Below are 9800 nucleotides of genomic sequence, written 5' to 3'. Positions count from 1 at the left end.
AAAAGCAAAACGGAAGAAACGCCGCTCATGCAGCAACATAAGGCGATCAAGGATAGATACCCGGATGCAGTGCTGCTGTTCCGTGTAGGGGATTTCTATGAAACATTCAACGAAGATGCAGTCATTGCATCCAAAGTGCTGGGCATTGTACTGACCAAAAGGGCCAACGGTACTGCCGCTTATGTAGATCTCGCCGGTTTCCCGCATCACTCCCTGGACACCTACCTGCATAAGCTGGTAAAAGCCGGTCATCGTGTAGCAGTATGTGATCAGCTGGAGGATCCAAAAACCGTGAAGGGCATCGTAAAACGCGGTGTTACTGAAATGGTGACGCCGGGCGTAGCTGTGAATGATAAGATCCTGGAAAATGCCAGCAACAACTTCCTTGCAGCAGTACATTTCGGGAAGGATACTACCGGTGTGTCTTTCCTCGATATATCCACCGGCGAATTTATCATTGCGGAAGGCAGCACAGAATATGTGGATAAGCTGTTGCAGAGCTTCCGTCCCGCAGAAGTAGTATTTGCGCGGCAGCAACAGAAAAATTTCAAAGCCCTTTTTGGCTCCCGTTTTTATACCTATAACCTGGACGAGTGGATTTTTACCACCTCTTATGCAGAAGAAATACTGCTGAAACATTTCCAGACCCACTCCCTGAAAGGATTCGGCGTGGATGGCATGGATGCTGCCGTTATAGCAGCCGGCGCCACCATGCATTACCTGAAGGATACAGAGCATCCGCACCTCCAGCATATCACCAGCATACAGCGCATCAGCCAGGATGATTTTCTCTGGATGGACCGCTTTACAGTGCGTAACCTCGAACTACTCCACAGCAGCGTGGAAAACGGTCACACCCTGCTCAAGGTACTGGACAACACCGCCACCCCTATGGGTGCACGTCTCCTGAAACGCTGGTTGGTATTCCCCCTCCGCAGCATCAATGCCATCAATGAAAGGCTTGATACCGTAGAGTACCTCATCCGCGAAACAGACCTTTCTAAAACCCTGCATCATCACCTGAAACTCACCGGCGACCTCGAAAGGCTGGTATCCAAGATACCGCTGCGTAAGATCAGCCCGCGTGAAGTAATGCAGCTCGCCCGTTCCCTCGAACAGGTACAAGCTGTAAAAACACTACTGGCGGGCAGTAGCAACAACTACCTGTTACGCCTGCACGAAAAACTGGACGCCTGTACTCCCATCCTTGAAAAAATACTGAACGAAGTAATGGAGAACCCGCCGGTACTGGTGAACAAGGGCGGCGTTATCCGTGATGGTGTTAACGCAGAACTGGATGCACTGCGCAATATCGCCACCAAAGGCAAAGATTTTCTCCTCCAGATACAACAGAAGGAATCCGAAGCAACCGGCATTCCTTCCCTGAAAGTAGCTTTCAATAACGTTTTCGGTTATTACCTGGAAGTGACCAACACCCACAAGAATAAAGTGCCCGAAGGCTGGATACGCAAACAAACGCTGGCCAACGCAGAAAGATACATCACACCTGAACTGAAGGAATATGAAGAGAAAATAGTAGGCGCCGAAGATAAAATCCTGACGCTGGAAACCAGGCTGTTCGATGAACTCCTGCTGGCGCTGCAATCATTCATTGAGCCGGTACAGCAGGATGCACAGGTATTTGCGCAACTGGACTGCCTCCTGTGCTTTGCGCACAACGCAGTACAATACAAATACCGCCGCCCCCAGGTAACCGATGGTCATCACATCGATATCCGCGAAGGCCGCCACCCGGTCATAGAGCGCGGGCTGCCTGTCGGAGAAGCCTATGTAACCAACGATATACAGCTCGACAAAGACACGCAGCAGATTATCATTCTTACCGGCCCCAACATGAGTGGTAAGTCGGCCCTGCTGCGGCAAACAGCCCTCATCACCCTCATGGCGCATATGGGTAGCTTTGTGCCAGCCAGCGCTGCTGAAATAGGACTTACCGATAAAATATTCACCCGGGTAGGCGCCTCCGATAACCTCAGTGGAGGCGAATCTACATTCATGGTAGAGATGAATGAAACCGCGAGCATCATCAATACTGTAACGTCACGCAGTCTGGTGATACTCGATGAAATAGGCCGTGGTACCAGCACCTACGATGGTATTTCCATCGCCTGGAGCATCGTGGAATACCTCCATGATATGACCAATCATCGACCTAAAACATTATTCGCCACGCACTATCATGAACTGAATGAGCTGGAAAACAAGCACACACGCGTGAAGAACTTCCATATCACCAATATGGAATCCGGCAACAAAATCATTTTCCTCCGCAAGCTCGCTCCCGGTGGGAGCCGCCACAGTTTTGGTATTCACGTGGCCCGCATGGCTGGCATGCCACCGGAGCTGATCAACCGCGCCAATGAAGTGCTGGCGCAACTGGAAGAGAAACATATCGAAGCACCACTGCAAAAAAATGTGAAGAACCTGCAAACACCCACCCAGAAGCTGCAGCTCAATATCTTTGATGCACACAGCGATACCTTCCAGCAGATCAGGGAGAAACTGGACACCGTAGACATCAACAGGCTTACACCTGTAGAAGCCCTGCTGAAACTGAGTGAAATCAAATCAATGATAGGATAACGGCCTGTCTGAATTTCTTATAAAAGAAAAACCCCGGAAGTGATTCCGGGGTTTTTTAATCTCATAAGCAGGGCTTTTCAAGATATGGTTATACTTGTTAACTATTTCTTGTCCCACCATACACGTCCGGTGTAATCGTTATCCACTCCATATTCACCAGTTTTCTGCATTTCGGTGATAGCATTTCTCCAGTTTGTCTGGTTGGCAATTGTTGGAATGGGTAACGCCCAACGACGCGGTATAACGGCGATATTACCAGATGATTTCATCTGTTCATATGGCAGAATACCACCTTCTTTAGGGATGCCAGTTCTTTTCCATGCCCCCCATGCTTCCCATGGTGATTTAAAATGGTTAATGAAGTTCTGGATGTTGATTTTTTCCAATAGTACATCATTTCCGCCTGTGAATACAACTGCAGGGGTGGTCAGGTATGCAGTAAGCGCTGCCTCATCCAGTGGAGCGTAATCGCGGATCTTGGCTTTCTGTCCCATAAAGTCATATGCTCTGACAGAAGCCTTGATACCATCATTATACCATGTTTCAGCGCTACCATCAACGAGACCGCGAACAATCAGTTCTGAAATCATGAAGCATTGTTCTGCATATGTCAGGATAGGCTGCACATAGCTGTTATTTGCCCGGCTACCATCCTCAGCATCCAGGTAGAAGAGGCGCAACTGCAAGGAAGATACGCTGTCTACGGTTCTTTTCACTTCCTTCCCATTGAACACCATCGTGTAGTTCTTCTCTTTGAACAGACCAGCATAAGCTGCATCTGTTCTTTTATCAGGGCTGGATGGCAGACCTACATAGCGTGTATCATTATATACAGCACCTGAGTTGAGTACCCCACCGGCCTTCAGACTATCGAATAGTTCCTTGGAATAGCTGTTCTTTTCGTAAAACAGACCAAGGCGCGGATCCTTGTTGGCAACCATATAATCCAGCATATTTTTGCTGGCAGACAGCGGACTGTTAGACATAGCCCAGTTTCCGGCACGGGCAAAATTCTGGTCGGCGGAAACGAACTTCCATTCGTCTTCATTGGATTTGAATAACCCCGCAGGGCTGGCCATTACTTCTTTTACGATCGGTCCTGCTTTCTCAGGCGCTCTTTTCAGCAGGCGCATCGCAATTTTCATACGGAGCACATTTCCTGCCATAGCCCATTTTGTGGCATCGCCGGCATAGAAAATATCATTGTTGCCGTAGCTTATCTGAGTAGCAGACTGTTTGGTAGTCAGCACAGTCAATGCATCTTTCAGCTCCTTATTCCAGGTATTGAACAATGACTCCTGGTTATCATAAGCTGGAGTAAAGTTATTGTCGGTACGTGCCTTAAATGCTTCGGAGTAAGGAATACTACCATTGGCATCAGAAACTCTCCAGCCAGCATACACTTTCATGATCTTTGCAATCGCCACTGCATAGTTGTACTGTACACGCACATCTTCTGATTTCTTAGCAACCAGGTTCTCGATCTCTACGAGATTACGGCCGATATTTTTATAAAACGCATTATAAAAATCGTTCGTGCTGTTCGGGCTAAAAAGACCAGTAGGAGAAGATCCCGGAGAAGAAGTACCAAACTGCATCCACTGCATCTGATACTGGTAGGAATCATAGAACCAGTCAAAATCACGATCCACAATACTTTTTGCCGGCTGTGTAATCAGCAGCTCGGGTGGAACATCATCAGTGATGACGGGGCTTTTGTTAATATTTTCAAAATCCTTTGTACAGGAACTCAGCATTAAACCAGCAACAGCAACGCCTATTCCCCATTTATTAACAGCTTTCATTTTCTTTTCTTTTTGTTGTTAAACGGTTATTAGAATCCTACCTGTACAGTTACCCCCATGTTACGAACAAATGGTACAGCACCATATTCGGAGAATGCAGATGTTTTGTTGTTACGAACTGCTTCGGGATTGATATGATCTGGCAGATTATTGAACAGGTAACCGAGGTTACGGCCAACCAGATTTACACGCAGGCTGGTAAGTCTCCAACGTTGTACAATAGCAGAAGGCAGTGAATACCCGATTGAAAGTTCACGCAGTGCTACATATGATGCATCAAATACGGAAGCCTCACGGATACCGATACCCCAGTCGCCGATCATGCTGTAATACTGGAATGGAGTGAGCGGAGTTACATAGCCTTTCTCATAAGCTTCCCTATAGGTCATGCCATCCAGTTTAATAGTCTGACCATTCTTGGTAACTGTAGTTCCATCCTGGAATGCACCGTCCGGAATCATACCGTCGTTGCGGGTTTTACCGGAAGCATCTGTGAAGGTGATACCACCGTGTTCTGCGTCACGGCCATACATGGTGTTGGCAGTGTTACCTCTACCCGTACCATATTGGTGGGAAGCAGAGAAGAAGTCACCACCGATACGTGCCTGTACCAGTACACCCAGTGTCCAGTTTTTATACGTGAATGTATTCTGCAAACCGAGATTAAAGTCCGGCTGGATATTACCAACCACCGAATATCCACGTACAAATTTATAAGGGAAGTCATCGCCACCGAGTGTGATCAGCGGTTGACCTTTTGCGTTACGTGTATAACCATAGTTCGTAACGAGGTCACCGTAGCTGCCGCCAACTGTGGCAATCGCTCTTACACCCTGGTCTTCATTCAGATCAAGCTGATTAACACCATCTGTCAGGCTCACAATCTTGTTTTTGTTACGGCTGCCGTTCAGCGTTACGTCCCAGGTAAAGTTTTTATTTTGAATAGGTGTTGCATTGATGGCCAGTTCAATACCTCTGTTGATCATACTACCGGCATTGATGTAACGGGATGTTACACCTGCTTCACTGGAAACTGGCAGGTTAATGATCTGGTTAGTGATATTGGTACGGTACCATGCGAAGTCAAAGCCCAGTCTGTTGTTGAAGAAACGAACATTCGCACCGAGTTCCACGCTCTTGGAGATGGAAGGTTTCAGGTTCATGTTAGGCATGATATCCGAGTTAAAAATATTAACCAGCGGAAGATCTTTACCTGTTGAGGCACCCTGGAAGATGCTGGAAGTATAATAACCAGTGTTGATCTGGTATGGATCGAGGTCTCCACCTACCATTGCATAAGAAGCACGAAGCTTACCATAGCTGATCCATGAAGGCATGGAGTTCTTAAGTGTCTGTGTGAATTCCCACGCACCACTTACGGAAGGATAGAAGTAGGAGTTGGTAGTATTTCCAAGGCTGCCTTTAGGATAAGTCAGCGCGGAAGACCAGTCGTTACGACCTGTTACATCCAGGAACAGTTCATTGTTGTAAGAAAGGCTTGCAGCAAAGAACAGGGAGTTAATGCGTTTGCGCAGCAGCGGATCATTCTTGATAATCGCAGCACTTGTACTGTTACTGATATCATACAGGAATGGAATGCGGAGGCCGCCGGAAGTGTAGTTATTATACTGTTTGCCGATACCGCTGTTCCAGGTTTCACCGCCCAGGTTCAAGGTTCCATCGAATTTACCACCGAGTTTCGGGGTGATGATAGCCATACCTGTGAAAGTATATTGCGTTTTATTTACACCTGCGATAGAGTAATATCCGTCTGCACCAGAGAAGTTAATATTGGTGCCTGCTTCTTTGCGTTCATCCGTGCTCTGCTCATTGCTGAAGTTGGCTTTACCAACAAATTTCAGCCAGTCAGTAGCAATGGCGGTGAGAGAGAAGTTTCCGGTAATGAGAGATTCTTTGCGAGACCAGCTGTTATACTCTCTCATGAAGAAGTAGTCAGCACCGGGGTGAGTAATGGTATTAGCCAGCCCCCCCTGAGGTCCTACGAAGTTTTCAGGCTTGCTCCAGATGCTAGGATCGTAGTTACGGGGGAATACATATACCCATTTACGGCCAATGTTGTAGCCGGTGTAGTCACCACCCTGGCGGTCAGGGTTCATGGTTTTACTGGTAGCGTAAGTTACGCCCGCATCAGCGCTCAGTACTTTAGAAATAGTGGAAGATCCACGGAAAGAGAAGCTGTTTCTACCAAAACTGTTGTTGGGAGAAACGCTGTTATTATCGAGGTGGGAGTAAGATAAACGGAAAGTTCCTTTATCACTTCCTCCTTCCATTGATACGTTTGTGTTGAAATATTTACCGGTCTGATACAGATCAGTAACGTTATTGGGTTTGGGAGTATATGGCGCCATCTGACCATTACGGAGCTGTACCATGCTTCCATCCATTTTGGAACCGAAGCTGTAACCGCCTTTGGTGTTGTCGTATACACCATCCAGACCCTGGCCGTAGGAATTCTGCATTTCTACAGGAGAACGATACACCTTCTCCATTTGTATAGTCTGGCTAACGTTAACACCTATACCTTTTCTGGCGGTACCTTTCTTAGTAGTGATCAGGATAGCGCCGTTGATAGCGCGTGATCCATACAAAGCGGTAGCAGCAGCTCCTTTCAGTACGGATACTGATTCATAGTCATCCGGGTTCAGGTTCTTCAATACGTTACCAAAGTTCACGTCAGCAGCACTTTCGTCATTCTCGAAGATAACCCCGTCAATGATGAAAATTGGCTGATCTTTACCGTTCAATGATTTGGCGCCACGCAATACGATACGCGGAGCTGCAGCGGGACCACCGGCGGCAGCAGAGATATCCAGACCAGCTACTTTTCCCTGCAGGGCAGCTACGGGGTTGATTGTATTGGTTTTTGCAATTTCTGTACCTTTCAGCTCAGTAACCGCATAGCCCAGTTTACGCTGTTCCCGCTTCATACCCATCGCGGTTACCACTACTTCATTTAAGTTCTTGTTGTCCTCTTTCAGAATGACAGTCAGATTGGATTGTCCGTTTACTGCTACCTCCTGATTCAGAAATCCGATGTAAGACAGTACCAGTGTGGCGTTGGGAGCAACTGATACTTTAAAGGTTCCGTCGCCGGTTGACATCGTACCGTTGGCTGTTCCTTTTTCTTTTACCGTCACACCAGGCAGTGGTGTTCCCTTTTCATCTTTTACGGTTCCCGTAACAGCTTTCTTATCCTGCGCCCATACAGCAATACAGCATAAGAGAAGCAACGTGGTGAGAAGAAGTGATCTTCGCATGGCTTCCTTTTAATTTAAATTATAACTAAGTGGTCAGTCACATAAATAATAAAACATACGGTATACCTTCCCCAAAGGCACCCCTGCATTGCACAGGATTAGTGGCATAGTTCGCGTGGCTTCCGTTAATGTCCGTCTTTACAAAATTATTAGCATGGAATTACTCCAGTTCCTTTTTCATTATTCACTGCCCTACAGTACTATTAGTAAAACGTTTTAGCATCGGTCGATAAAAAAAACCTGTATACCCCTTTTCACCGTCTCAATTGCACAAACAAGTTTTCAACAGAAAATAATAGCTTCAAACTTAGGGATATTTGTGAGAAGCACAAAAAAGATTTAACATTTTTTTTGTAATTGGTTAACAGTCCGTTAATGATGGTAAAATAGTACTGCGTATTATTAAAATAATACTACAGCCATAAATAAAAGAGAGGCGCGTATAAAATTATACGCACCTCTCCATCTGAAAATAAAATATCAGCCCTTATGCATGGATGATTCCCTTACTATCAGCTCAGGTTCCAGCACAATCTGCTGTGGCGTGGCGAAAGGATGGTTCAGCTCCTTCATCAGCACGTCCACAATGCGGCGTCCTATCTCCCCTATCGGCTGCGATACACAGGTAATTGCAGGGCTATGCAGGCGGAATATGTCATGGTCGTCAAAGCTTACCACACCGATCTCTTTACCTATCTGCCATCCGAGTGAACGGATGCTTTCAATGCCATAAATGCCGAGGTAGTTCGTTGCAAAGAACACAGCATCCAGATCTTTAACAGAGGTAAGAAATTTTTTTATCTCCTCGTTGGAGTGCACACGGTCCAGGTCAAAGGGCAGGCGCTTTACCAATGTTTTGCTAAAAGGAACATGATGGTCTTTCAATGCCTGCGTATAACCTTCGAGACGGTCTTTCATCTGCACCTGATCCGACGCCAGCGTTACCACAGCAATCTTCTTGTAACCTTGCTTAATCAGATGGGAGGTAGCATTATATGCACCCTTGTAGTTATCCACCACCACATAATTGGAGCTAACATGCGGAAAGTAGCGGTCCATCAGGATAATAGGCTTCGCTGCACTTTTAAGCTGCTCAATGTCTTTGTCGAGGTTCTTGGTAGGAGTGATAATGTAGCCATCCACCTGCCGGTATTTCAACACTTCCAGCAGCCCCTTGGCCTTTTCGGTATTGTCTTCCGTACTGCCGTACAGTACCTTGTACCCATGTTTATCTGCCTCATCCTCCACCACCTTAGCCAGGCTGGCGAAAAAATTGTTGGCAATATCCTCCACAATAAGGCCAATGGTCTTGGTTTTTCCGGTGCGCAGCCCTCTTGCCAGCTGGTTGGGCTTATACTTCAGCCGATTCGCGATCTTCTGTATTTTCTTACTTACCTGTTCGCTGATCCGCTTTTCCTTTGCTTTGCCGTTGAGGACGAAAGATACGGTGGTGGGAGATACTCCCGCTTGTTTTGCAATATCTTTAATAGAGATTCCTTTCATAGAAAAACGATGCTATATCGATTTAGCCCAGCGTAATTTACAAAATGAAAATCGAAATTTACACCCTTACCCCAATTATTCCAAAAGATTAGCTAAAACTTATGGGAAGGGCATTACGGGGGAGACATGACATTTAAGGGTCATTTTATGAAGAATGATATTTTTTTAACCAATTTTTAATAATTTGGCAACATTCTTAGGACAATGGCGGTATTCTGTACCCGCCTTCGTACCACTGTTACAAAAAGCGTTTTTTAAATTCATAGATGAATGAAACCCATTCTTATTAAAGTTGGGGCTTTTGCCGATAATCAGATCACTATCATTGAAAGGTGTGATCCGTACTTCAATACACCATTCCATTTTCATCCGGAATGTGAACTGGTGTATGTCACAGAAAGCCACGGAAAAAGAATTGTAGGGGATAGCATCGAGAGCTTTGAGGAAGGCGACATGGTGTTTCTTGGTCCGCATATACCACATGTGTGGTATAATGAGGAAGAATATTATAAGGGTGATGAAAGTCTGAAAGCCCGTTCTGTTGTTATTTATTTCCCGAAAGATATATTCGGGGAGAAGTTCTACGGACTACCGGAAACGAAGGCGCTGA

Annotated in this window: 5 protein-coding genes; 2 read left to right on the top strand and 3 right to left on the bottom strand. The window is 46.2% G+C overall.

All coding sequences use genetic code 11. The features are described 5' to 3' along the window. A partial coding sequence (gene mutS, locus VM802_RS24040; RefSeq protein ID WP_325535422.1) for a DNA mismatch repair protein MutS occupies positions 1-2604 on the top strand: 2604 nt, incomplete at its 5' end. Between the two features lie 101 nt (positions 2605-2705). On the opposite strand, the gene VM802_RS24035 is transcribed toward mutS, so the two are convergent. The 3 genes from VM802_RS24035 to VM802_RS24025 form a co-directional block, all read right to left on the bottom strand. Continuing rightward, positions 2706-4409 (bottom strand): SusD/RagB family nutrient-binding outer membrane lipoprotein, encoded by a 1704-nt coding sequence (locus VM802_RS24035; RefSeq protein WP_325535420.1) that lies wholly within the window; start codon positions 4407-4409, stop codon positions 2706-2708. A 29-nt stretch (positions 4410-4438) separates the two neighbouring features. Beyond that, on the bottom strand, positions 4439-7687 hold the full coding sequence (locus VM802_RS24030; protein WP_325535418.1) for a SusC/RagA family TonB-linked outer membrane protein: 3249 nt from the start codon (positions 7685-7687) through the stop codon (positions 4439-4441). A 480-nt stretch (positions 7688-8167) separates the two neighbouring features. Next, a complete protein-coding gene (locus VM802_RS24025; RefSeq protein ID WP_325535416.1) occupies positions 8168-9190 on the bottom strand; it encodes a LacI family DNA-binding transcriptional regulator in 1023 nt (340 codons plus the stop codon). A gap of 270 nt (positions 9191-9460) precedes the next feature. Between VM802_RS24025 and VM802_RS24020 the strand changes: the two genes are divergently transcribed. Beyond that, positions 9461-9800: cupin domain-containing protein (locus VM802_RS24020; RefSeq protein WP_325535414.1), on the top strand; the 340-nt coding region annotated here is incomplete at its 3' end.

This window comes from Chitinophaga sp. (genome assembly GCF_035538455.1).
In the GTDB taxonomy this organism is placed as follows: Bacteria; Bacteroidota; Bacteroidia; order Chitinophagales; family Chitinophagaceae; genus Chitinophaga.
The sequence above is the reverse complement of the archived record's forward strand: the minus strand, read 5'-3'. Positions and strand labels throughout refer to the sequence as shown.

Bases quoted from the DNA above. Each gene is read 5' to 3' on its own strand.
- VM802_RS24030 (WP_325535418.1), bottom strand. From the start codon at position 7,687: ATGCGAAGATCACTTCTTCTCACCACGTTGCTTCTCTTATGCTGTATT.
- VM802_RS24025 (WP_325535416.1), bottom strand. From the start codon at position 9,190: ATGAAAGGAATCTCTATTAAAGATATTGCAAAACAAGCGGGAGTATCT.
- VM802_RS24035 (WP_325535420.1), bottom strand. From the start codon at position 4,409: ATGAAAGCTGTTAATAAATGGGGAATAGGCGTTGCTGTTGCTGGTTTA.